General features: G+C 40.4%; 25 protein-coding genes. 16 read left to right on the forward strand and 9 right to left on the reverse strand.

Annotated elements, in window-relative coordinates; translation table 11 throughout:
• The first annotated feature begins 57 nt into the window (after positions 1 to 57).
• The 6 genes from msbA to tcdA are packed head-to-tail and all read left to right on the forward strand — an operon-like array spanning position 58 to position 5,190.
• Positions 58 to 1,803 carry a lipid A export permease/ATP-binding protein MsbA gene (gene msbA, locus CWC14_RS01970; RefSeq protein WP_013465021.1) on the forward strand — a complete coding sequence of 582 codons (1,746 nt, stop codon included), beginning with the start codon at positions 58 to 60 and terminating at the stop codon, positions 1,801 to 1,803.
• Complete coding sequence (lpxK, locus tag CWC14_RS01975) at positions 1,800 to 2,780, forward strand: tetraacyldisaccharide 4'-kinase (protein WP_138560977.1); 981 nt, start codon at positions 1,800 to 1,802, stop codon at positions 2,778 to 2,780. Before msbA ends, lpxK begins: the two co-directional genes overlap by 4 nt.
• A complete protein-coding gene (locus CWC14_RS01980) occupies positions 2,770 to 2,967 on the forward strand; it encodes a Trm112 family protein (RefSeq protein WP_008112074.1) in 198 nt (65 codons plus the stop codon). Before lpxK ends, CWC14_RS01980 begins: the two co-directional genes overlap by 11 nt.
• Complete coding sequence (kdsB, locus tag CWC14_RS01985) at positions 2,955 to 3,719, forward strand: 3-deoxy-manno-octulosonate cytidylyltransferase (RefSeq protein WP_024603043.1); 765 nt, start codon at positions 2,955 to 2,957, stop codon at positions 3,717 to 3,719. The genes CWC14_RS01980 and kdsB overlap by 13 nt, the downstream gene beginning before the upstream one ends.
• Positions 3,712 to 4,392, forward strand: a complete 681-nt coding sequence (locus tag CWC14_RS01990; RefSeq protein ID WP_138560979.1) for a TIGR01621 family pseudouridine synthase — start codon at positions 3,712 to 3,714, stop codon at positions 4,390 to 4,392. The genes kdsB and CWC14_RS01990 overlap by 8 nt, the downstream gene beginning before the upstream one ends.
• Positions 4,393 to 5,190, forward strand: coding sequence for a tRNA cyclic N6-threonylcarbamoyladenosine(37) synthase TcdA (gene tcdA, locus CWC14_RS01995; protein WP_024603041.1), 798 nt, complete (start codon positions 4,393 to 4,395; stop codon positions 5,188 to 5,190). It begins immediately after the preceding gene.
• Positions 5,191 to 5,226: 36 nt separating this feature from the next.
• Here tcdA and CWC14_RS02000 read toward each other — a convergent pair whose 3' ends face one another.
• The 3 genes from CWC14_RS02000 to CWC14_RS02010 all read right to left on the reverse strand — a co-directional run bounded on the left by CWC14_RS02000 (position 5,227) and on the right by CWC14_RS02010 (position 8,280).
• Positions 5,227 to 5,643 carry a SufE family protein gene (locus CWC14_RS02000; protein WP_024603040.1) on the reverse strand — a complete coding sequence of 139 codons (417 nt, stop codon included), beginning with the start codon at positions 5,641 to 5,643 and terminating at the stop codon, positions 5,227 to 5,229.
• A gap of 12 nt (positions 5,644 to 5,655) precedes the next feature.
• A complete protein-coding gene (locus tag CWC14_RS02005) occupies positions 5,656 to 6,882 on the reverse strand; it encodes an aminotransferase class V-fold PLP-dependent enzyme (protein ID WP_138560981.1) in 1,227 nt (408 codons plus the stop codon).
• A gap of 111 nt (positions 6,883 to 6,993) precedes the next feature.
• Positions 6,994 to 8,280, reverse strand: a complete 1,287-nt coding sequence (locus CWC14_RS02010; protein WP_013465014.1) for a citrate synthase — start codon at positions 8,278 to 8,280, stop codon at positions 6,994 to 6,996.
• Between the two features lie 406 nt (positions 8,281 to 8,686).
• Between CWC14_RS02010 and sdhC the strand changes: the two genes are divergently transcribed.
• From sdhC to sucD, 8 genes are all read left to right on the forward strand, one after another.
• Positions 8,687 to 9,064: a succinate dehydrogenase, cytochrome b556 subunit gene (gene sdhC, locus CWC14_RS02015; protein ID WP_076916082.1), complete on the forward strand. Its 378-nt coding sequence runs from the start codon at positions 8,687 to 8,689 to the stop codon at positions 9,062 to 9,064.
• Positions 9,055 to 9,402 (forward strand): succinate dehydrogenase, hydrophobic membrane anchor protein, encoded by a 348-nt coding sequence (gene sdhD / locus CWC14_RS02020; protein ID WP_013465012.1) that lies wholly within the window; start codon positions 9,055 to 9,057, stop codon positions 9,400 to 9,402. Before sdhC ends, sdhD begins: the two co-directional genes overlap by 10 nt.
• A complete protein-coding gene (gene sdhA / locus CWC14_RS02025) occupies positions 9,403 to 11,175 on the forward strand; it encodes a succinate dehydrogenase flavoprotein subunit (protein ID WP_013465011.1) in 1,773 nt (590 codons plus the stop codon).
• Positions 11,176 to 11,185: 10 nt separating this feature from the next.
• Complete coding sequence (locus tag CWC14_RS02030; RefSeq protein WP_008112091.1) at positions 11,186 to 11,902, forward strand: succinate dehydrogenase iron-sulfur subunit; 717 nt, start codon at positions 11,186 to 11,188, stop codon at positions 11,900 to 11,902.
• Between the two features lie 87 nt (positions 11,903 to 11,989).
• Positions 11,990 to 14,809 (forward strand): 2-oxoglutarate dehydrogenase E1 component, encoded by a 2,820-nt coding sequence (gene sucA / locus CWC14_RS02035; protein WP_138560983.1) that lies wholly within the window; start codon positions 11,990 to 11,992, stop codon positions 14,807 to 14,809.
• A 3-nt stretch (positions 14,810 to 14,812) separates the two neighbouring features.
• Positions 14,813 to 16,330: a 2-oxoglutarate dehydrogenase complex dihydrolipoyllysine-residue succinyltransferase gene (gene odhB, locus CWC14_RS02040; protein ID WP_138560985.1), complete on the forward strand. Its 1,518-nt coding sequence runs from the start codon at positions 14,813 to 14,815 to the stop codon at positions 16,328 to 16,330.
• 176 nt (positions 16,331 to 16,506) lie between these two features.
• Entirely contained in the window at positions 16,507 to 17,673 is a 1,167-nt protein-coding gene (gene sucC / locus CWC14_RS02045; RefSeq protein ID WP_008464053.1) for an ADP-forming succinate--CoA ligase subunit beta, read from the forward strand.
• Positions 17,673 to 18,545 (forward strand): succinate--CoA ligase subunit alpha, encoded by an 873-nt coding sequence (gene sucD / locus CWC14_RS02050; RefSeq protein WP_024603036.1) that lies wholly within the window; start codon positions 17,673 to 17,675, stop codon positions 18,543 to 18,545. The genes sucC and sucD overlap by 1 nt, the downstream gene beginning before the upstream one ends.
• 78 nt (positions 18,546 to 18,623) lie before the next feature.
• On the opposite strand, the gene CWC14_RS02055 is transcribed toward sucD, so the two are convergent.
• On the reverse strand, positions 18,624 to 19,694 hold the full coding sequence (locus tag CWC14_RS02055) for a DUF3083 family protein (protein WP_138560987.1): 1,071 nt from the start codon (positions 19,692 to 19,694) through the stop codon (positions 18,624 to 18,626).
• Between the two features lie 214 nt (positions 19,695 to 19,908).
• Here CWC14_RS02055 and glnS point away from each other — a divergent pair, with 214 nt between their 5' ends.
• Positions 19,909 to 21,573, forward strand: a complete 1,665-nt coding sequence (glnS, locus tag CWC14_RS02060; RefSeq protein ID WP_036982606.1) for a glutamine--tRNA ligase — start codon at positions 19,909 to 19,911, stop codon at positions 21,571 to 21,573.
• 70 nt (positions 21,574 to 21,643) lie between these two features.
• Here glnS and fur read toward each other — a convergent pair whose 3' ends face one another.
• From fur to CWC14_RS02085, 5 genes are all read right to left on the reverse strand, one after another.
• Positions 21,644 to 22,087, reverse strand: a complete 444-nt coding sequence (fur, locus tag CWC14_RS02065) for a ferric iron uptake transcriptional regulator (protein WP_013465004.1) — start codon at positions 22,085 to 22,087, stop codon at positions 21,644 to 21,646.
• Between the two features lie 181 nt (positions 22,088 to 22,268).
• Positions 22,269 to 22,796 carry a flavodoxin FldA gene (gene fldA, locus CWC14_RS02070; RefSeq protein WP_008113772.1) on the reverse strand — a complete coding sequence of 176 codons (528 nt, stop codon included), beginning with the start codon at positions 22,794 to 22,796 and terminating at the stop codon, positions 22,269 to 22,271.
• A gap of 13 nt (positions 22,797 to 22,809) precedes the next feature.
• The gene (gene ybfE / locus CWC14_RS02075; protein WP_008113775.1) at positions 22,810 to 23,088 is read right to left on the reverse strand and encodes a LexA regulated protein; all 279 of its coding nucleotides are present in this window, start codon (positions 23,086 to 23,088) and stop codon (positions 22,810 to 22,812) included.
• A 2-nt stretch (positions 23,089 to 23,090) separates the two neighbouring features.
• A complete protein-coding gene (locus CWC14_RS02080) occupies positions 23,091 to 23,312 on the reverse strand; it encodes a DUF2788 domain-containing protein (protein WP_138560989.1) in 222 nt (73 codons plus the stop codon).
• A 95-nt stretch (positions 23,313 to 23,407) separates the two neighbouring features.
• A complete protein-coding gene (locus CWC14_RS02085; RefSeq protein WP_008113779.1) occupies positions 23,408 to 24,175 on the reverse strand; it encodes an alpha/beta fold hydrolase in 768 nt (255 codons plus the stop codon).
• Between the two features lie 314 nt (positions 24,176 to 24,489).
• Between CWC14_RS02085 and seqA the strand changes: the two genes are divergently transcribed.
• The gene (gene seqA, locus CWC14_RS02090; protein WP_028835192.1) at positions 24,490 to 25,074 is read left to right on the forward strand and encodes a replication initiation negative regulator SeqA; all 585 of its coding nucleotides are present in this window, start codon (positions 24,490 to 24,492) and stop codon (positions 25,072 to 25,074) included.
• Positions 25,075 to 25,082 lie beyond the last annotated feature (8 nt).

Consider the following 25,082-nt stretch of genomic DNA (forward strand, 5'->3'; position numbering starts at 1 on the left):
TTTGTTTTGCTGTTGCTAAGGATACAATAGAGGCTGTCAGTGGTTTTAGAGAGTGTTATGGATCAAAGTACTACACAAATTTATAAACGGCTTGTTTCTTACGTTGGTGCCTATAAGTCGGTTGCCATCGTCGCAATTATTGGAATGATAGGTTATTCAGGTATGGATGCATTATTTATCCAACTGATGAAGCCGTTTATCGATGAAGGTTTAAATGAGCGTAATAGTCAGGTACTTACTTATGCGCCATTTGTGGTTATTGCGTTGGTGATCGGGCGTGGCGTATTTAATTTTATGTCATCGTACTGTTTAAGCTATGTTGGTTCGCAGGTAGTGCGTGCGCTTCGCCAAGAACTATTTGAGCATATATTACATTTGCCAGTATCGTTTCATGATAAAAACTCGACTGGCGACCTTATTTCAAAAATTACCTTTGATACAGAGCAAGTACAGCAAGCGATTACCAAAGCATTGCTTATTGTAGTTCGTGAAGGCGCTTTTGTGGTGTTTTTACTTGCAGTTATGTTTTATACCAGCTGGCAATTATCGTTAATCTTTTTAGTTATTATTCCATTAGTGGCTATTATAGTGGCGGTGGTATCTAAACGTTTTCGTCATATATCTAAAAATATTCAGTCTGCGATGGGGCAAGTTACCCGCAGCTCAGAGCAAATGCTCAGTGGTCACAAAGTGATCCACGGCTTTGGTGGTCAAACTCAAGAAATCGATCAATTTTCTAAAATTAATAATCATAATCGCCAGCAACGTATCAAAATGGATGCGACTAAGGCGTTAAGTGTCTCTATCATTCAAATTTTAGCCGCCAGTGCAATGGCTGTTATTTTATGGGTGGTGTCTATGCCCTCAATGATAGACAGTATTAGCTCTGGGGATTTTGTAGTGCTCATTTCTTCGATGATGATGTTACTACGCCCGTTAAAACAGCTTGCCAATGTGAACAGCGATTTACAACGCGGTATTTCAGCTGCGCAGAGTGTATTTTTAGTGCTAGATGAAGAAATAGAAAAAGACACAGGCACCTTATCGGTTGATAAAGTTAAAGGTCATATTGAAGTAAAAAATGTCACCTTTAAATACCCAACCAAAGACGAGCCGGTATTAAATAATTTGTCTATGACTATTAAAGCGGGCGAGAGCATTGCGCTTGTTGGCCGCTCAGGCTCGGGTAAATCCACCATATCAAACTTATTACCTCGCTATTATGATTTAGAAGCGCCCAGTGAAATATTACTGGATGGTATTGCTTTAAATGAATATAAGCTCACCGATTTACGTCGTCAATTTGCTTTAGTATCGCAGCAAGTGGTGCTTTTTAATGACACGATTGCAAATAATATTTGTTATGGCCTCCAACGCGATGTATCGATGGAGGAGCTTCATGCTGTGGCTAAACAAGCTCATGTCTGGGAGTTTGTAAAAGATTTACCGGAACAACTTAACACTATGGTTGGTGAGAATGGGGTGATGCTTTCAGGTGGTCAGCGTCAACGTATCGCGATTGCTCGCGCAATATTAAAAGATGCACCAATTTTAATTTTAGATGAAGCGACCTCGGCGCTGGATACTGAATCAGAAAAACTCATTCAACATGCCCTCGATACATTAATGAAAGACAAAACGTCTATTGTAATTGCGCATAGGTTATCGACTATTGAAAATAGTGACCGCATTTATGTAATAGACAGTGGTCAAGTTATTGAAAGTGGTACCCATACAGATTTACTTGCTAACGATGGCACTTATTCTGCGTTATGCAAAATGCAGTTTGGTGAGCAAGGGTGAGTAAAATAGAGCAAAGCTGGTATAAACCTTTTAGCTTAATTACATTATTGCTATTACCACTGTCCGCTATTTTTGGCTGTATTTCTTTGCTGCGTAGATATTGCTATAAGTTCGGCATTTTTAAATCGTTTATCAGCAAAACACCGGTTATTGTAGTTGGTAATATAAGCGTTGGCGGTAATGGTAAAACCCCATTTGTATTATGGCTGCATGATCACTTAATCGCCCAAGGTTTATCTGTTGGTTTAATTAGTCGCGGCTATGCTGGGAAAGCAGCTCATTACCCATTATTAGTGACTGCTAATACGACTACTTTAGAGGCTGGGGATGAGCCGGTACTTTTATTTAACCGTTTACAATGTCCGTTAGTTGTGGGGCCAAATAGGCAGCACAATATAGAAAAGCTCAACGCAAATTTTAAGCTTGATGTGATCATTTCTGATGATGGCATGCAGCATTACAAAATGGCACGCAGCATAGAATGTTGTATTGTTGATAGCGAAAGAAAATTTGGTAATGGTTTGCTAATGCCCGCAGGGCCACTGCGCGAAACCGTCTCTCGATTAAAGAGCGTAGACCTAGTAATTGAAAATGGCTCTGAGGATGAGTTTAGTTATCGCTTGCAGCCATCGGTTATTAAACGCGTTGCCGATAACACGGATATAGCGACGCCTTTAAAGGCTGCGCATGCGGTGAGTGCTATTGGTAACCCAGGTCGTTTTGAGGCTTCACTGCAAGCACAAGGTATTAAATTACTGTCTACACATCATTTTCGCGATCATTATGCTTATAGCGCTGATGATTTCGCTCAATTTGGCGATGACTGTGTATTAATGACAGAAAAAGATGCGGTTAAATGCCGTGATTTTGCAAAGCCTAATTGGTATTACTTGCCTGTTGATGCTAAACCAACAGCGGCGGTAATAAACACATTAAATTTACTATTAATAGAAAAAGGGATCCATCATGGCCTTTGATACGAAGTTACTCGAAATTATTGCTTGCCCCGTGTGTAAAGGTAAGTTGCGCTTTGATAAAGAAAACCAAGAGCTGATCAGTACAGCTGCAAAGCTTGCTTACCCGGTACGCGATGATATTCCGGTATTACTTGAAAATGAAGCCCGAGAATTGTCTCTTGAAGAGGTAGAAAAGTGGAATTCGTAGTTGTTATTCCTGCGCGTTACGCTTCTACTCGTTTGCCAGGTAAACCACTTGCTGATATTTGTGGCAAGCCAATGATCCAACATGTCTATGAAAAAGCGTGTTTGTCGGGAGCGAGTAAAGTGGTTATTGCCACCGATCATCAAAAAGTATTTGATGCGGCCAAACACTTTACCAATGATGTATTGATGACTCGAGAAGATCATCAATCAGGGACTGAACGGTTAGCAGAAGTCGTTGATTTACTAAACTTATCAGAAGATACTATCGTAGTTAATGTGCAGGGCGATGAACCATTATTATCCCCTGATAACGTGTCACAAGTGGCTACATTATTAGCGCAATCAACCGCGCCTATGGCAACCCTAAGTGTTGCCATTGAAGAGCGTGATGAGGTGTTTAACCCTAATGCGGTTAAAGTGGTCAGCGATATTAATAAAAATGCCTTATATTTTTCAAGAGCCAGCATTCCATTTGATAGAAGTGCCATGATGGCTGAGCAGCAACCACTTAATTTAGCGCCTTTTCAACGCCATGTGGGTATTTACGCGTATCGCGCAGGGTTTATAAAGCAATATATTCAATTATCGGTATCACCGTTAGAAGTTTTAGAATCACTAGAGCAGCTAAGGGTGCTTTACCATGGCTATGCGATTAAAATAGAGCAAGCGCTGGTGACCCCTCATGCTGGGGTTGATACACCAGAGGATTTAGCTAAAGTCGTTGCGCATATTCAAAGTAAAGCGCGTGAATAAAGCAGATACGCCTGTGTTAAAGGTGCAATACACGCACGATGATTTTTATATTATAACTAAACCTGCAGGGCTTAATTTTCATTCAGAAGAAAGCCCTGGTTTTGTGGTTCTTGCTGAGCAACAACTAAACGAAAAATTGTTTGCGGTTCATCGTCTAGACAAAGTGACTTCAGGGCTGATCATATTAGCGCGGCATAAAGACGCTGCGGCAAAGTTTACCCAGATGTTTACTGAGCATACTATTAATAAATTTTATTTAGCTGTAAGTGATTCTAAGCCTAAAAAAAAGCAAGGTTGGGTTAAAGGAGACATGGCGAAGTCACGTCGGGGTACTTTTAAACTATTAAACTCGCAAATAAATCCCGCTATTACGCGGTTTTATTCATTTAGTTTTAAAAATGGTTTTAGAGCTTACCTATTAAAACCCTATTCGGGTAAAACCCATCAACTTAGAGTTGCTTTAAAGAGTTTGGGTGCCCCCATAATGGGTGATACGAGTTATGCAGGTAGCCCTGCAGAGCGTACCTATTTACATGCATTTGCGCTGGATTTTTTATGGAAAGGGCAAAAAATACAACATACCCTGTTGCCTGAATCTGGTGAAGAGTATGCGCAATTGATAAAACATCAAGATTTTAATTCTTGGCAAACGCCGTGGAAACTGGATTGGTAAATGAGTGAACAAGTAACTGATATCCGCTTTGGTGGTATTAAACGACTGTATGGTCAACAGCAATTTGAGTGGTTACAGCAAGCACATTTTTGTGTTGTGGGTATTGGTGGTGTAGGCAGTTGGACTGCTGAAGCACTAGCGCGTACCGGCGTAGGTAAAATCACCTTAATTGATTTAGATGATATTTGTGCAACTAATGTAAATCGTCAAATTCATGCCTTAACAGGCACAATAGGGGAAGCTAAAGTTGAGGCGATGAAAACTCGCTGCAAGCTTATCAACCCTGAGTGTGTAGTGAATGTGATTGATGACTTTATTAGCCTTGATAATATTCAAGAGCATATTCAAGGTTTTGATTATGTAATAGATTGTATTGATGCGGTTAAAGAAAAAGCGGCGTTAATAGCTCACTGTAAACGTAATAAAATGCCTATAATTACAACTGGCGGTGCAGGTGGGCAAACCGATCCGAGTCAAATTACTTTTGGCGATGTGGCAAAAACCACTCAAGATCCATTACTTGCAAAAGTGCGTTACATTTTGCGTAAACAATATAATTTCAGTTCAAACCCAAAACGTAAATTTAATATTGACTGTGTATATTCCACTGAACAGCTTGTTTACCCAGGTAGTGACGGCAGTGTGTGTCATGCGAAGCAAAATGCTGATGGCAGTATGAACATGGATTGTAATAATGGCTTTGGCTCAGTGACGATGATCACCGGTAGTTTTGGTTTTTTTGTTGCCGCTAAAGCGGTTCGAAAATACTTAGACAAGCGTGCGCGTCTAAATACTTAAATAAAGTGTTTTGGTTTAATAGTATTTAAAAAGCGCTTAAAGCGCTTTTTGCTTGGCCATGGTTTGTATTGTTTCAACCATGGCTTTTACTCCATTGCCTCTTGACGCACTCAAATGACTGATTAAGCCAAGCTTTTCAAATTCATCATAAGCATTTACTGCTAACACTTCTTCGGGTGTTAAACCGTTATACAGGGCTAAAATTAACGCCAATAAGCCTTTTACTATGCGAGTATCAGAGTCTCCAATTACAACCAGTGCATTCTCGGTTAGGTCAAACTCAACAAACATCCATACTTTACTCTCACAGCCTGGCACTAACGCATCATCTGTTTTTAATATATCGGCTAAAGGTGGCAGCGTTTTACCGAGTAACATAATTTCACGGTACTTTTGTTGCCAGCTACTACTGCTTTGAATACTTTTAGTTACGAGTTGATATGTGTGTGTCATTATTTATCCAAATTAGTCTAATAAAGCAATGCATTCTTTGAGTGCGGCAATAAATTGGTCTACATCTTTAGTCGTATTATAAAAAGCAAAACTCGCTCTCAGTGAGCCATTTAGGTTTAAATGACTCATTAAAGGTTGGGTACAATGATGACCACTTCGTACAGCAACACCATAGCCGTCAAGTAAAGTTGACAGATCATAAGGATGTTCATTTTTATAATTAAAGCAAAGTGTGCCAATATTCGATTTGAGGTCGCTGTAGATAATAATACCGTCTATTTTGCTCAATGCGTTCGCTGCATAAATAAACAACTGCTGTTCATAGTGCTGTAATGTTTGCAGATCAAGCGCCATTAAATACTCAAGTGCAGCGCCAAAACCTAAAACGCCGGCTATATTTGGCGTTCCTGCTTCAAATTTAGCGGGAGCGTCACGATAAGTACTGTGCGTTAAGGTTACTTTTTCAATCATTTCACCGCCTTTTTGATAAGGCGATAGTGCATTTAGGGTTGTATAACGGCCATATAAACCGCCTAGCCCTGTTGGCCCCACCATTTTATGAGCAGAAAACACGTAAAAATCACAATCGAGCTTTTTTAAATCCGGTCTTAAATGCAGCGCCCCTTGTGCGCCATCCACTAAGGTTAGCGCACCTATCGCCTTCGCTGAGGCTATTAAGGGGGCTAAATCAGTAATATTGCCTAGTGCATTAGAGGCGTGAGTAATAGCCAGTAGTGCAGGGTTGGTGCGCTTAATCACTTCACAACACTGTGCTATATCAAATGTAGCATCAGCGTTAAGTGGTAAAGTTTTTAATGTTGCCCCGGTTTGCGCTGCCAGTTCTTGCCACGGCACGATATTAGCGTGGTGTTCGATTGGGCTAATTAAAATAGTGTCAGCAGCTGTTAATGTATTTCTTAAACCATGAGCAACTAAGTTAATCGCTTCAGTGGCGCCTTTGGTCCAGACAATTTCGCTACTGGTTACCTGAAAATAATCGGCAACGCGTTGACGTACTTGCTCATAAGCCGCTGTAGCTTGCTCACTCAGCGTATGACGTCCGCGGTGAACATTTGCATTCTGTAAGGTGTAAAACTCTGTGGTAGCGTCAATCACGCATTGTGGTTTTTGTGTTGTTGCTGCTGAGTCTAAATAAACAAGAGGGTAGCCATTAATTGTCTGATTTAGAGTAGGAAAGTCATTACGGATTTTTTTAGGATCAAACGAGGACACAGACATAGGCTCATAAAGTTAATCAAGTGGGCAGGAATTGTAATCTGTTTAAGATAATTCTCAAGTAGCAGGTAATAAAAAAGGCCGCAGAGGCGGCCTTTTAAACTAACTTAATGCTTAGCGCTTGTCAGTTGCTTTATAATCACGGTGTGTTTCACCTGTGTAAAGCTGACGTGGACGGCTGATCTTGTGGCCAGGTTGAGAAAGCATCTCGTCCCAGTGTGAGATCCAACCTACAGTACGTGCCATTGCAAAGATTACAGTGAACATACTGGTAGGGATGCCGATTGCTTTTAAGATAATACCTGAGTAGAAATCTACATTAGGGTAAAGTTTCTTCTCAACAAAGTACGGGTCTTCAAGTGCAATTTGCTCTAGTTTCATTGCGATATCAAGCAATGGATCTTGAATGTTTAGCTCTGCTAACACTTCATGACATGTTTGACGCATTACTGTTGCACGAGGATCGAAGTTTTTGTAAACACGGTGTCCAAAGCCCATAAGACGGAACGGGTCCGCTTTATCTTTAGCTTTTGCTACGTATTCGTCAATGCGATCAACTGAGCCAATTTCTTCTAACATGTTTAAACATGCTTCGTTAGCACCGCCGTGAGCAGGGCCCCAAAGTGATGCAATACCCGCAGCAATACATGCATAAGGGTTAGCACCAGAAGAACCAGCTAAACGTACTGTAGAGGTTGATGCGTTTTGCTCATGGTCAGCATGAAGCATAAAGATTTTATCCATTGCTTTAGCTGTGACAGGGTTTACTTTGTATTCTTCAGCAGGCACAGAGAACATCATGTGTAAGAAGTTTTCTGCATAGCTTAAGTCATTGCGTGGGTATACAAATGGTTGACCGATGTTTGTTTTGTACGCCATTGCTGCAATTGTTGGTAACTTAGCAACTAATTTAATAGCGCTTGTTTTACGTTGAACTGCGTCAGTGATATCCAGATCTTCATGGTAGAAAGAAGATAAAGCACCAACCACACCACATAACATCGCCATTGGGTGAGCGTCAAAACGAAAACCTTGGAAGAAGTTTGCGATTTTTTCATCTAGCATAGTGCTACGAGTGATTTTTGTAGCGAAATCATCGTATTGCTCTTTAGTTGGTAACTCACCATTTAATAGTAAGTAGCATAACTCGACGTAATTAGAGCTTTCTGCTAACTGTTCGATTGGGTAACCACGGTGTAATAAAACACCTTTGCCACCATCGATGTAAGTGATGGTAGATTCACAAGAACCAGTCGACATGAAACCTGGGTCATAAGTAAAGTGACCATGTGAGCCGAGTGTACGTACGTCAATTACATCTTGGCCAGCAGTACCTTGATAAATTGGAAGTTCGATTGGATCTAGCCCATCAATATGGACCGTGGCTTTCTTATCTGCCATCTATGTATCTCCTATTAAGATAACTATTCTGATTTTTATATTCTAAAATCTATTCTAAGCACATCTCTACATTTTAACGTGAAAGAGGGGTATAAAGTCAATTTTTATAAGTATTATGCACATATGTATAATAAATATTCGGTAAAGATTGAATATTATACCATTGGCTAATTCGCAAACGACTCTAAGTAAACAAGAATTGTAAAAGAGTCTCCGGCTATATATACTAACGGAGGTTTTTAACCAATTTGTATTTGGGTAAACTTTTTTTTACATAATAATTTTCATAAAAAGTGAACTTTATTAGTATCAATACGTTTATTTTGATAGTTCCACCAGAAACATTTGGTGGGTTTTAGAAAAACAAGTAGATGAGCCCCACTGCGGGCAAGATGGGCAAGTAACTGTGAAAAAGCAAAGACCTGTAAATCTAGATCTAACAACTATATCTATGCCGGCAACGGCTAAAGCTTCAATTTTTCACCGCGTCACCGGTGTTGCATTATTTTTTGCTTTAACGTTTGTCATTTGGGCTTGGTCAGAGTCTCTTTCTTCAGCTGAAGGTTTTGAATTCGTCAAGAGTCTGTTTAACGGATTCATTGCCAAATTTATAGCTTGGGGCACCCTTTCTGTATTAGGTTATCACCTTATCGGTGGTATCCGTCACATTATTATGGATATGGGGCATTGGGAAGAACTTGAATCAGGCAATACTAGCGCTAAAATTGCGATGGCACTTGGCGTTGTGTTTGCTGTATTGGCAGGGGTGTGGATATGGTCTTAAATCAAGCAACTCTTAAACGTGATGGCGTACAAGATTTTGTATCTTTACGCACAACGGCATTAATAATCAGCGCGTATGCAATCTTTATTATTGGCTATTTTTTAGCAATGCCAGAAGTCACATATGAAGCCTGGACAGGCCTATTCTCAAACCTAGCAATGAAAGGGGCAACGTTAATAACCCTAGTTTGCATTATGGTTCATACCCGTATCGGCCTTTGGCAGGTTCTTACCGACTATGTAAAGAACGCTAAATTGCGTGCTTTTTTAGGCTTTGTACTAAACCTAATGGCTGTTGCTTACGTAGCTGTGGGTTTAATCGTTTTATGGGGTGTTTAAGTGAAATATTCTGTTCGTGAATTTGACGCCGTAGTAATTGGTGCCGGTGGTGCAGGTATGCGCGCTGCTCTTGCTATTACTGAATCTGGCAAAACATGTGCGCTAATCTCTAAAGTTTTCCCGACACGCTCACACACTGTATCTGCTCAAGGCGGTATTACAGTCGCGTTAGGTAACTCGCATGAAGATAACTGGGAATGGCACATGTATGATACCGTTAAAGGTTCCGATTTTATCGGTGACCAAGACGCTATCGAATACATGTGTCAAACTGGCCCGGAAGCTATTACTGAATTAGAAAACATGGGCTTACCATTTTCGCGTTTTGAAAATGGCCGTGTTTACCAACGTCCTTTCGGTGGTCAATCGAAAAACTTTGGTGGTGAACAGGCTGCGCGTACTGCAGCAGCAGCTGACCGTACGGGCCATGCATTATTACACCTTCTTTATCAACAAAACGTTAAAAACAAAACCAATGTATTCTCAGAATGGTATGCACTTGATTTAGTTAAAAACGATAATGGCGATGTAGTAGGCTGTACAGCGATTGAAATTGAAACAGGTGAAATCACCTTCTTCAAATCAAAAGCAGTTGTGTTAGCTACCGGTGGTGCAGGTCGTATTTTCGCATCAACAACCAATGCTCACATTAACACCGGTGACGGTGTTGGTATGGCTGCACGTGCTGGTATTTCTATGCAAGACATGGAAATGTGGCAGTTCCACCCGACAGGTATAGCTGGCGCTGGTACGCTAGTAACTGAAGGTTGTCGTGGTGAAGGTGGTTATCTTTTAAATAAAGATGGCGAACGCTTCATGGAACGTTACGCACCAAATGCTAAAGATTTAGCGTCTCGTGACGTTGTTGCTCGTTCAATGATGACAGAAATTCGTGAAGGTCGTGGTTGTGATGGTCCTTGGGGTCCTCACCTTAAGTTGAAACTTGACCACTTAGGCGAAGAAACGCTTAACTTACGTCTTCCAGGTGTATGTGATCTTGCTAAAACATTTGCTCACGTTGATCCTGCAAAAGAACCGATTCCAGTTATCCCAACATGTCACTACATGATGGGTGGTGTGCCAACAAACGTTAATGGTCAAGTACTTAATATCGATGCTGCAGGCAACGAAAAAGTTGTACAAGGTTTATTTGCTGTTGGTGAGATTGCCTGTGTATCTGTACATGGTGCTAACCGCTTAGGTGGTAACTCATTACTCGATTTAGTTGTATTTGGCCGTGCAGCAGGTAACTTCTTAGGTAAATATCTAAATGATGTTGAAATTTCTAAAGCGGCTTCAGAGTCTGACCTAGAAGCGTCTCTTGCGCGCTTTAACCGTTGGGAAAACTCAACAGCTGGTCAAGGCGAAGACCCAGTTCAAATCAAGAAAGACCTACAACAATGTATGCAGCTTAACTTCTCGGTATTCCGTGAAGGTGACTCAATGGCTACAGGTCTTACTGAACTTAAAGAAATCCGTGAACGTTTACAGCACGCGCGTCTTGATGACAAATCATCAGACTTTAACACCATGCGTATTGAATGTTTAGAACTAGACAACTTAATGGAAACAGCTTACTCAACTGCAGTAGCTGCAAACTTCCGTACTGAAAGCCGTGGCGCACACTCTCGCTTTGACTTCCCAGATCGTGATGACGAAAACTGGTTATGTCACTCAGTATTTAATCCGGTAACGGATGAAATGAGCAAGCGTAAAGTAAACTACGAGCCTAAAACACGTGAAGCTTTCCCACCTAAAGCACGTACCTACTAGGAGCGAGACGATGGCACAAGTACAATTTTCAGTTTATCGTTACAATCCGGATGTTGATAACGCACCTCGTATGCAAGATTACACTTTGCAAACTGAGGAAGGCCAAGACATGATGGTATTGGATGCACTTTTACTATTAAAAGAGCAGGATCCTACACTATCGTTTCGTCGTTCATGCCGTGAAGGTGTGTGTGGTTCAGACGGCGTAAACATGAATGGTAAGAACGGTTTAGCATGTATTACTCCTTTATCTACGCTGCAAAAAAATGGCAAAGGTAAAATCGTAGTACGTCCATTACCTGGACTTCCTGTTGTTCGAGACCTTGTTATTGACATGAGTCAGTTCTACACTCAATACGAAAAAGTAAAACCGTATCTAATTAATGATGAGCCTGCTGCAGGTGAACGTCTTCAATCTATCGAAGAACGTGATAAATTAGATGGGCTTTACGAGTGTATTTTATGTGCATGTTGTTCTACATCGTGTCCTTCTTTCTGGTGGAATCCAGATAAGTTTATAGGTCCAGCAGGCCTTCTTCATGCTTACCGTTTCTTAGCTGATAGCCGAGACACAGCAACAGAAGAGCGTTTAGCTGACTTAGACGATGCATTCAGTGTGTTCCGTTGCCACAGTATCATGAACTGTGTTAGCGTTTGTCCTAAGGGTCTTAATCCGACCAAAGCAATTGGGCAAATAAAATCTATGTTATTAAACCGCTCGGTTTAATTTCTAGTAGACGAAAGATGGCTAATAATTTATTAGCCATCTTGTTATATAACTATTAATTTCTGCGCTAAAAAAAAGGGCTTATAAATGCACGAAGGTGTGATGAAGGCATGGCTAGAATCTTCACATTTAAACGGCGGTAACGTTGCTTATGTTGAAGAGCTTTATGAAGCGTATTTAGACGATGCGACTTCGGTGCCAGAAGAATGGCGAGAAGTGTTCGAACAGTTACCAAAAGTAGATGGTGTGGATGTTGAAGTAAAACATTCAGAAGTTCGTTCACAATTTGCGGCGCTTGCTAAAAACAAGCATAGAGAAGTAGTGGTAGCAGAGGGCAGTGGTGGCGACCTTAAACAGGTTAAAGTACTGCAACTTATTAATGCTTTCCGTTTTCGTGGACACCAAAATGCAAACCTAGATCCACTAGGTATTTGGCAACGAGAGCGTGTACGAGATTTAGAGCTAGAGTACCACGACTTATCGGATGCTGACTTTGACCGCGAATTTAACGTAGGATCGTTTGCCGTTGGCCGCGATACTATGCCTTTAGGTGAGTTATACCAAGCACTAAAAACCACTTACTGTGGTTCTATTGGCGCCGAGTATATGCACATCACATCAACAGAAGAAAAGCGTTGGTTACAACAGCGTTTAGAGTCTGTTCAGTCTAGGCCAAAATTTGATAAAAATGAAAAGCTACGAATCCTCAAGGGATTAACGGCGGCTGATGGTCTTGAAAAATATTTAGGGGCTAAGTTCCCGGGTGCTAAGCGTTTCTCACTTGAAGGTGGCGATGCGTTAGTGCCTATGTTAAAAGAGCTTATTCACCGTGCCGGTGAAAGTGGCCAAAAAGAAGCCGTTATTGGTATGGCTCACCGCGGTCGCTTAAATGTTCTTGTTAATGTGCTAGGCAAAAATCCATCAGAACTTTTTGATGAGTTTGCTGGCAAGCACAAAGAAACGTTAAGCTCAGGTGATGTTAAATATCACATGGGTTATTCATCAGATTTCGCGACTAAAGGTGGCAACGTGCACATGGCACTTGCGTTTAACCCGTCGCATTTAGAAATCGTAAACCCGGTGGTTATGGGCTCTGTGCGTGCTCGTCTTGATCGTCTTAATGACAAAACAGGCAGCAAAGCACTTCCAATCACTATCCACGGCGACTCAGCAATTGCAGGTCAGGGTGTTGTTCAAGAAACGTTTAACTTATCGCAAACTAATGCATTTAGTTGTGGCGGTAGTATTCGTATTGTTGTTAATAACCAAGTTGGTTTTACAACAAGTAAAAAAGACGATGTACGCTCAACTGATTACTGTACTGATATCGCAAAAATGGTTCAATCGCCAATTTTCCACGTAAACTCTGACGATCCTGAAGCGGTTGCTTTTGTAACGCAACTCGCGCTTGATTTTAGAAATCAGTTTAAACGTGACGTTGTGATTGACCTTGTTTGTTACCGTCGCCATGGTCATAACGAAGCTGATGAGCCTAACGCTACCCAGCCAATTATGTACCAAAAAATTAAAAAACACCCAGTACCTCGCTTAATCTACGCGGATCAGCTGATTTCTGAAGGTTCTTTCACAGAAGATGAAGTGAAAGCGCTTGCTGATGATTACCGTAATGGTTTAGACGATGGCAACTGTGTTGTTGAAGAAATTCAGCCAGAAACATCACACTCTTCAGATTGGGCTAAGTATATAGGTCATGAATGGAGTGTTGATTACGATGCTAGCGTTTCGGTAGAAAAGCTTAAAGAACTTGGTAACATAGTTGCAAGTTACCCAGAAGAGTACAAAGCACAATCTCGTGTTAAAAAAATATACGATGATCGTAAAGCAATGGCTGCTGGCGAAAAACCACTTGATTGGGGTATGGCAGAAACTTTAGCGTATGCAACTATTGCAGCTGAAGGTACTGATATTCGTCTAACTGGACAAGATTCAGGCCGTGGTACCTTCTTCCACCGTCATGCGGTTGTTCATAGTCAAAAAGATGGTGCAACGTATTTACCATTACAGAACCTTAGTGAAGACCAAGGTACGTTTGAAGTTTTTGACTCGGTACTGTCTGAAGAAGCGGTATTAGCATTTGAATATGGTTATGCAACTGCAGAGCCGACTTCATTAGTATTGTGGGAAGCACAATTTGGTGATTTCGCTAATGGTGCACAAGTGGTATTTGACCAGTTCTTAAGTTCAGGTGAACAAAAGTGGGGTCGCTTATGTGGCTTAACGTGTTTGTTACCTCATGGCTATGAAGGTCAGGGTCCAGAGCACAGCTCGGCTCGTCTAGAACGCTTTTTACAGCTTTGTGCTGATCACAATATGCAAGTGTGTGTACCATCAACACCGGCTCAAGTGTACGCAATGTTACGTCGTCAATCAGTTAGACCACTGCGTCGTCCACTGATTGTAATGACACCTAAATCATTGCTACGTCATCCACTTGCAACGTCATCGCTAGAAGAGCTTTCTGAGGGTGTATTCCACAACATCATTGATGAGATTGATGAGATTGACCCTAAGAAAGTAGAACGTGTTGTATTTTGTAGCGGCAAAGTTTACTACGAACTATTACAAGAGCGTCGTAAACTTGAGCAAGACAATATTGCAATTGTTCGTGTTGAACAGCTTTATCCGTTCCCACATGCCGAAATGAAAGCAATTATTGAACGCTACCAGCACGTTACTGATTTTGTGTGGTGTCAGGAAGAGCCGCAAAACCAAGGCGCTTGGTACTGCTCACAACATCACTTTGTTGATGCAATTCCACAAGGTGCAAAATTGAAATATGCAGGTCGTAAGGCGTCAGCATCTCCTGCATGTGGATATATGTCAGTACATACTAAAGAACAACAAGCGCTCGTTGCCGACGCGCTTACTATAGAAAAGAAAGGATAAGCAATGAGCACAGAAATTAAAGTTCCTGTTCTTCCTGAGTCGGTTGCAGATGCTTCCGTTGCTACATGGCATGTAAGTGTTGGCGACAAAGTAAGCCGTGACCAAAACTTAGTAGATATTGAAACAGACAAAGTGGTTTTAGAAGTGGTTGCACAAAATGACGGTGTAATCACTGAAATTTCACAAGAAGAGGGTGCTACGGTACTTGGCGACCAAGTGATCGGTTTAATTGGCGATGCAGATGAAGCATCACCAAGTAAAGAGCCAAAAGAAGATGACTCAGCATCAGATAAATCAGAAGACGCGCCTGCGGCGCAATCAGCACCAGCATCAGAAGGTAAAGAAGTGGATATTAAAGTACCTGTACTTCCAGAATCAGTTGCAGATGCAACAATTGCTACTTGGCATGTTCAACCAGGTGACGCGGTAACACGCGACCAAAACTTGGTAGATATCGAAACAGACAAAGTTGTACTTGAAGTGGTTGCCCAAGAAGACGGCGTTATGGGTGAAATCATTCATGACGAAGGCGACACTGTTCTTGGTGAGCAAGTAATTGGTAAAGTAAAAGCAGGCGCTGCACCCGCTAAATCTGACGCTAAAGCGGACGCACCAGCAGCCAAAGAAGAAAGCTCAAGTGAGGGTTCAGATGTGTTAACGCCATCAGTTCGTCGTTTAATTGCTGAGAAAGGCCTTGATGCATCAAAAATCAAAGGTTCAGGCAAAAATGGTCGTGTGACTAAAGAAGATGTTGATCAATTCTTAAAATCACCTGCACCAGCGGCAAAATCAGAAGCAGCGCCAGCAGCACCTATGGGTGACCGTACACAAAAACGTGTGCCTATGACACGTTTACGTAAAACAATTGCGAATCGTCTTCTTGAAGCGAAAAACTCTACTGCAATGTTAACTACATTTAACGAAGTTAATATGAAGCCAATCATGGATCTTCGTAAGCAGTACCAAGAAGTATTTGAAAAGCGCCACGGTATCCGTTTAGGTTTCATGTCTTTCTACGTGAAAGCAGTGACTGAAGCGTTAAAGCGTTTCCCAGATGTAAATGCATCAATTGATGGCGATGATATTGTTTACCACAACTATTTCGACATCAGCATTGCTGTTTCTACACCTCGTGGCTTAGTAACACCTGTACTTAAAGACTGTGACAAGCTATCTGTTGCAGAAATCGAAAAGGGTATTCGTGAGCTAGCGCTTAAAGGTCGTGATGGTAAGCTAACACTTGACGATATGACCGGCGGTAACTTCACTATTACTAACGGTGGTGTATTCGGCTCATTACTATCAACACCAATCATTAACTTACCGCAGTCTTCAATCTTAGGTATGCACAAAATCCAAGATCGTCCAATGGCTGTTAATGGTAAAGTTGAAATCTTACCTATGATGTATTTAGCGTTATCTTACGATCATCGCCAAATCGATGGTAAAGAATCAGTTGGTTTCTTAGTAACAATTAAAGAGTTACTTGAAGATCCAACACGTTTACTGCTAGATGTTTAATTAAGTAGTATGAAATATAAGCTGTGAGTTAAAATCACAGCTTTTTTTTTGCGCCTAAGGTCATACTGGGGTTTTCATGTAGCGCCATGAGATCTATACTAGGCACGCAATTTGGGATAGTTGTTTATTTGCATAAATATTCAGCTCTTTTAATATAAAAAATTGGATAAAGCATCATGAATTTGCATGAGTATCAGGCAAAACAACTTTTTGCCGAATATGGTTTACCAGTTTCTCAAGGTTTCGCTTGCGATACACCTGAAGAAGCTGCAGCAGCTGCTGAAAAAATTGGCGGCGATATGTGGGTTGTTAAAACTCAGGTTCACGCAGGTGGACGTGGTAAAGCTGGCGGTGTAAAGCTAGTTAAAACTATCGACGAAGTTAAAGCGTTTGCAGCTAACTGGTTAGGTAAAAACCTAGTTACTTACCAAACAGACGAGAAAGGCCAGCCAGTTGCTAAAATTTTAGTAGAAAGCTGTACAGATATCGCAAACGAACTGTACCTAGGTGCTGTTGTTGACCGTGCTTCTCGTAAAGTTGTGTTCATGGCGTCTACTGAAGGCGGCGTTGAAATTGAAACTGTTGCTGAAGAAACACCAGAACTTATCCACAAAGCTGAGATTGATCCTTTAGTAGGTCCTCAAGCTTACCAAGCTCGTGAGCTTGGTTTTAAATTGGGTCTTAACCCAACACAAATGAAACAGTTCGTTAAGATCTTTATGGGTCTTGGCAACATGTTCAACGATTTCGATTTCGCATTACTTGAAATCAACCCACTAGTAATCACAGATGAAGGTAACCTTCACTGTCTAGATGGTAAAATTGGTATCGATGGTAATGCACTTTACCGTCAACCTAAAATCCGTGAAATGCACGATCCATCTCAAGAAGATGCACGTGAAGCTCACGCAGCAAGCTTCGAGCTTAACTACGTAGCCCTAGATGGTAACGTAGGTTGTATGGTTAACGGTGCAGGCCTAGCAATGGGTACTATGGACATCGTAAACCTACACGGTGGCAAGCCAGCTAACTTCCTAGATGTTGGTGGCGGCGCGACTAAAGAACGTGTTTCTGAAGCATTCAAAATCATCCTTTCAGATGACAACGTTAAAGCTGTTTTAGTTAATATCTTCGGCGGAATCGTTCGTTGTGACATGATTGCTGAAGGCATCATTGGCGCAGTTAAAGAAGTAGGTGTAACAGTACCAGTAGTTGTACGTTTAGAAGGTACTAATGCTGAACTAGGTCGTGAAGTACTTGCTAAGTCTGATCTAAACATCATCGCTGCTGAATCATTAACAGACGCGGCTGAAAAAGTTGTTGCTGCTGCGGAGGGCAAATAATGTCTGTATTAATCAATAAAGATACAAAAGTTATCTGTCAAGGTTTCACTGGTGGTCAAGGTACTTTCCACTCAGAGCAAGCGCTTGAGTACGGTACACAAATGGTTGGTGGTGTAAGCCCAGGTAAAGGCGGTCAAACGCACCTTGGTCTTCCAGTATTTAACACAGTACGTGACGCTGTAGAAGCAACTGGCGCAACTGCATCAGTTATCTACGTACCAGCACCTTTTTGTAAAGATGCAATCTTAGAAGCAATCGATGCGGGCATCGAGCTAATTGTTTGTATCACTGAAGGTATTCCTACACTTGATATGGTTGACGTTAAAGTTAAACTAGATCAAACAGGTACACGTATGATCGGTCCTAACTGTCCAGGTGTTATCACTCCTGGTGAGACTAAGATTGGTATCATGCCTGGTCACATCCACAAGCCTGGTAAAGTAGGTATTGTTTCTCGCTCTGGTACGTTAACGTATGAAGCGGTTAAGCAAACTACAGATGCTGGTTTTGGTCAGTCTACGTGTGTTGGTATTGGTGGCGACCCAATCCCAGGTACTAACTTTATCGACGTTTTAGAAATGTTCGAAAAAGACGACCAAACTGAAGCAATCGTAATGATTGGTGAAATTGGTGGTACTGCAGAAGAAGAAGCTGCAGAGTACATCAAAGCTAACGTAACTAAACCTGTTGTTTCTTACATTGCTGGTGTTACTGCACCAGAAGGTAAGCGTATGGGTCACGCTGGCGCAATCATCGCAGGCGGTAAAGGTACTGCTGATGAGAAATTTGCTGCATTAGAAGCTGCGGGCGTAAAAACTGTACGTTCACTGGCTGATATCGGTAAAGCACTTAAAGAAAAAACAGGCTGGTAATCAGCGGTTATTCTTTAAAAAAGGCTCGCAATCGCGAGCCTTTTTGTTATGTATGGCTAGAGCGTATTACCCTTAATCTTAAAACGGGTAACTAATATGTTGAAAAAATCGCAGAGATAAATCTTGGCGCTGCTTATTAATAGCTAATTCATCACAGAATGCATGAACGGTTTTCTCTACTTGGTTCATAAAGCGACCATAGCCAATCTCATGTTTGTTATGTTCGGCGGCAACAATTACAAAATGTAGCGTCTCTACGAGTTTATTTTCATCAAAAAATACTTTTATTTGCGGCGCTGAATCTTCTATATCAAAACTAATTTTTTGTAACTCACCATTTCCCTCATTTCTATCTACTTCACTATTACGAATTATTGGCATTGCCCCATTGGCAACCATCGCTGCATGGGTGAGTTTATTATCCTCACAAAGTTGACTAAATAACTGCGAAAAGTGGCTATAAAACGGCTTATAAGTTTGGCTATTAATTTGTGTTTGAAATTGCGTCTTAATATTACGTGACACGGGAATAGAGAAGGTGACGTAAGTCATTTCAGAATGGCTACTGGGTATTGCGCATTGTCTGGATTGATAACGAGGGTACAAACTTCTTAGTTTATAACCATAGCTTTCTTTATTACCTTTTTCTTTAGCGAATAAGTCATAGGTTAAATGTTGATGATCGCGCAGTTTAAAGCTTGGCTGGTCTAAAAATAACTGATCTTGTAAATGACTCAATACTTTTTGTACATTTGTATGAAACTGCGCTGAGTGGGCACGTATATCTTCGCCAGTAGCTAAAAACAATAGGCGTATTTTTTTACTTTGCTGATTTTCTGTGTGATGAAGTTTATGCGCTTCATGGTAACGAGGGTTATAAAAAAACAACATTTGCTTATCGGTTTCAAGTTGGTAAGACTCATCATGAAATCTCACCACGGGGAGTTTATCATTTGCGAGTAAATGGACATTATGCAGTTCATATTCATCACATGATGCAAATAACTGACGCGCAATTCGTTCATAGCAAGCATTAATATTACTGAAGTTTTTATAAAAATCTTCATTAGGTGTAATTTCAGCTAATAAGTAATGATTCGCACGTGCACTACTTGGAATATATATGCGGTGTTGATTTAATGAGGCCATCTTCGTTCCTTTAAGTTGGGGTTATTCGTTTACTATAAATCGCTTTAATGACTTTAATATTGCGCTAAAACAAATTTTGCTCATAAACTATCCCTTATCTAACAAACTTTGGTAATAACTGCATAAACCCGCATCTATTACTGTATGTTAAGGTTGGTTTTTGTAATAATGCAGTAGTTTTGTTATCACGCAATATACAGAGGTTTATAATCCTATGGCGGAAATCGAGAATCGCCCAAATAACTTTATTAGAACCCGAATTGATGAAGATTTAGCAAGTGGAAAACATGCCACAACGCATACCCGTTTTCCACCTGAACCTAATGGCTTTTTACATATTGGCCATGCAAAATCAATTTGCCTAAATTTTGGTATCGCCAAAGACTATAACGGTTTATGTAACCTTCGTTTTGACGATACAAACCCAGAAAAAGAAGATATTAACTACGTTAATTCAATTAAAGAAGACGTACAGTGGTTAGGGTTTAATTGGGATGGTGAGATTAAGTATTCGTCAAACTATTTTGATCTACTTTATGGTTATGCGGTAGAGCTTATTAATAAAGGCTTAGCGTATGTTTGTTTTTTAACTGCAGATCAAGCTCGCGAATACCGTGGTACATTAAAAGAGCCTGGTAAAAACAGCCCATACCGCGAAACATCACCTGAAGAAAACCTCGCATTATTTGAAAAAATGCGTAACGGTGAATTTAAAGAAGGTGAATGTGTCCTTCGCGCTAAAATAGATATGGCCAGCTCATTTATGGTGCTGCGCGATCCAATTATATACCGTATACGTTTTGCTAATCATCATCAAACAGCGGATAAGTGGTGCATTTACCCAATGTACGACTTCACGCATTGTATTTCTGATGCACTTGAAGGCATTACTCATTCATTATGTACGCTAGAGTTCCAAGATAACCGTCGTTTATATGACTGGGTATTGGATAACATCAGCCTTGAATGTCACCCGCAACAAATTGAGTTTTCACGTTTAAACCTTGAATACACAATTATGTCAAAGCGTAAGCTTAATGACTTAGTGGTTAATAAGCACGTAGAAGGGTGGGATGATCCGCGTATGCCAACCATTGCGGGTCTGCGTCGTCGTGGTTATACACCGGCATCTGTTCGTGAATTCTGTCAGCGTATCGGTATTACCAAGCAGGAAAATATGGTTGAAATGGGCATGCTTGAAGCGTGTATCCGTGATGACTTAAACGAAAATGCTCCGCGTGCAATGGCTGTACTTGATCCAGTGAAAATTGTGATTGAGAATTATGAAGCCGATAAAGTAGAAACGCTCTCTGTGGCTAATCACCCAAATAAAGAAGAAATGGGTCGCCGTGAAGTGCCTTTCACGCGTGAAATTTTTATCGAACGCGAAGATTTCCGTGAAGAAGCGAACAATAAGTTTAAACGTTTAGTGCTTGATAAAGAAGTACGCTTACGTGGTGCTTATGTGATTAAGGCAGAGCGTGTTGAAAAAGATGATAACGGTGAAATTACCACTATTTACTGTACTTACGATCCTGAAACATTGGGTAAAAATCCAAGCGATGGTCGTAAAGTAAAAGGGGTTATTCATTGGGTATCTGCGTCTGAGTCAGTGACAGCTGAAGTACGTTTATATGACCGTTTATTCAGTGTGCCTAACCCTGCAGCCGCAGAGGACTTTGAAAGCACGTTAAACCCAGACTCATTAGTGGTTATTTCTAATGCTAAACTTGAACCTTCATTGGCTAATTCTGTACCTGCACAAGGTTTTCAGTTTGAGCGTACCGGTTATTTCTCACGTGATACTAAATCAGAAAACCTGGTATTTAACCAAACGGTAGGCTTACGTGATTCGTGGGCTAAAATAGAGCACAAATAATATTGCTCTATTTTTTAGTTAAAAAAAACCTGCTTAATCGCAGGTTTTTTTTATTAAACTAAATAGGCTTTTAACTATTGCTTTGCGCAAACGCTTTACACGCGTCTTTATCTTCACATTCGCCATATAGGTAAAGAGAGTGATTGGTCAGCTTAATACCGTTTTCTTCAGCTATTTCAAGTTGACGACGTTCAATTAAATCATCTTCAAACTCAACAACCTTGCCACATTTTAAACACACTAAGTGGTCATGGTGAGTGCTGCCAGAAAGTTCAAATACTGACTTACCGCCTTCAAAGTGGTGACGGCTTACAATTCCTGCATCATCAAATTGATTTAAAACACGGTAAACAGTCGCAAGACCAATTTCTTCGCCTAGATCTAATAAAACCTTGTAAACATCTTCAGCGCTTATGTGTTGGTTATCTGGAGATTGAAGAATCTCTAAAATTTTAATACGCGGTAAAGTTACCTTTAGCCCGGCTTTTTTAAGTTCCAAGTTATGATCAGTCATTAAATCTGTCTCAATTTTATTTAGTTATACTAGACATCTTGCAAGATGTACTCGTCACAATAACAGTTAGGATAACGTGCCTTAGCAGGAAGTGCAAAGAACAATTGATCTATATCAATATTAACGCGGAAAATGCTAACTGTTTGATAATATTTTAAACAGTTAGCATTAAAAGGGGGGATTAATCTGCTAACTCACTTAAGCACATTTCATCATATACCTGAGCACACCACTGTTTAACACGCTGCTCAGTCAATTCTGGCTGACGGTCTTCATCAATACCTAAACCAACAAAATGTTTGTCATCAGCCATGCCTTTTGATGCTTCAAAATCATAACTGTCTGTAGGCCAATGCCCTACAACAATAGCGCCACGTTCTGTTACGATATCGTTGATCATGCCCATAGCATCTAAGAAGTATTCTGCATAGTCTTCTTGGTCGCCACAGCCAAAAATAGCCACTAGTTTACCTTCAAAGCTTACTTCTTCAAGCTCAGGAAAGAAATCATCCCAATCACATTGCGCTTCACCATAATACCAAGTTGGAATACCGAATAAGATCAGATCAAACTCAGCAATCTCTTCTTTAGAGCTTTTTGCAATGTCATGCACAGCAACGAGCTTTTTACCCAATTCTTTTTGGATCATTTTTGCTACGTGTTCTGTGTTACCTGTGTCACTTCCGAAAAAAATGCCTACACTTGCCATGGATTTAAACCTTTTATCTATCAATAGCCAATCTTTCTTGTAAAATTGTTTCGATCAACGCACTGCGGCTAATATTTTGTGCATCTGCCATATCACTCAGTGCCTGATACAGCTGTGACGAAACTTTAAATTCAACACGCTTTAAACCACGTGCCTTATCTCTTTTTATTTGATTACGTTTATTAACCTTTAACTGCATATCCCGAGGAAGGGGATTAGTTTTAGGTCTTCCTGGACGTTTTTCGTATTCAAATAAATCAAGCGTTGTTCTATCTGTTTCTGACTTGGCCATGCTTAACCTACACCCGCACCTTGCCAAAATACCTGAATAAGTCCTTTGGCAATAAAGCCAGAGCAACCTAAAAAGAGTACCAGCCACACAATATAACGACCAAATTTAGGCACATTGCCGCTTTTCAGTACGTCTTTAATTGCCAAGCCGATAAAAATAAAAATACCTGATAAGCCAAAATACAACCCTAAGGTATCAAATTCGTTAATAAACTGACTGACCATCGACGTATAACCTTTAAATTAAACGGCACGTACTATAGCACATAAATCTTTAATTATTTAGTGTGATAAATCAAAAACACGCCATAAAAATAACATTAAACTGCAGTTAAAAAATCATTGATTGCTTTGTTTACAGCCTGTGGTTTTTGGGCATGTAACCAATGACCCGCACCATGAATGATTTTTGCACTGACGTTTTTAAACAGCGCATTAATCGCTTCGCGATGCTCGGTTAAAATGTAGTCAGAGTCATTACCTTTAATAAACAGAGTTTCGCACAAACAAGAATTATTTGCATTAATGTTTGCGGTAATAGTTGAATATTTATCATCGAGCACAGGTAAATTAAAGCGCCAAACAAAGTGCCCATCATCATTTTTATATAAACTTTTTAATAAAAACTGACGTACACCTAACTCCTCTATATACGGTTGCATTATTAAATCAGCTTGCTTTCTATCACTAATATCTGCATTTTTTACTGCATTTAAAGCCTCAAGTATTTGAGTATGGCGCGCAGGGTAGCTCACAGGCGCAATATCAAGAACCACTAGTTTATCGACTAAATCAGTATGGCTCAGTGCTATTTGCATCGCCACTTTGCCGCCCATAGAGTGCCCAACCAGATGCGCTTTTTGTATGTTTAATGCCGTCATTAATTCAACAACATCATTAGCCATTTCAGTATAATCCATTTCATCGCTGTGGGGCGAAAGGCCATGATTACGTAAATCAACATTGGTTACGCAAAAATGCTCGCTTAATGGCTTTGCAATCACATTAAGGTTTTCTAAAGAGCCAAACAGTCCATGGATCAAAATAACATTTGGACCTTGACCAATTTGTTTGTAATTTAATTGCATAGACGTCTCCTTCAATTTTGCGCATAGTTTGCCGAGCATTACCCTAAAAAGCAAAAAATACAGGTATTATTTAAACGCTGGATGCAAAATACCTAGCTCTCTGATTATTTGGTCATTATTAATTATAGTTATGTTAAGGCAGTGAGGGTTTAAAAGCGATTTATACTCGTCATAACTTTTAATAATAGAACGACTATTATTTGCAATATTGTCTTGCCTAATATCGCTTTTAATTCCAACGACGCTCGCATCTTGAGGTGATTTGGGTATAATCATATCGAAAGAAAAATGTGACCCGTAATGACAGGAAGAACATGAAACAAATCGACATAGACGACGAGTTATATCAGTACATTGCAAGCAATACACAGAGTATTGGTGAGAGTGCATCCACTATTTTACGTCGTTTATTAAATCTCAACGGCGAAAAAATTACCACCACTAAACTAGACACTGATCATAAAAATGAAACCGTTAGTGTGTCTAATTCATCACTTGAACAACCTATAGCAGACGTTGAACAGCCAACCCAAGTGGCAAAACCGCCGGTAAATAAAAAAAATGCAAACGTATTTAATATTTTAAATAAAGAAGAATTGGCGATGCAAAAAGGCGTTGTAGGTCGTTTTTTATTTATTTTAAGTGCATTTTATCGAACGCATAAAACAGACTTCTCTGCGGTGCTAGATATTAAAGGTCGAGATCGTGTTTACTTCGCGACCAGTAAAGAAGACTTAGTGAATAGCGGTAGTAGTATGAACCCAAAAAATATCACTGACAGTGAATATTGGGTGATGACCAATTCTAATACCACGCGTAAAAAAATGATGCTGCATGAAGTTGCACTTAGTTTAGGCTATAGCAACGAGCAAGCTGAAAAAATTCGTGATTATCTTTAAGGAAAGAC

The sequence above is a fragment of the Pseudoalteromonas sp. S3260 genome (genome assembly GCF_005886925.1).
GTDB classification, from domain to species: domain Bacteria; phylum Pseudomonadota; class Gammaproteobacteria; order Enterobacterales; family Alteromonadaceae; genus Pseudoalteromonas; species Pseudoalteromonas tetraodonis.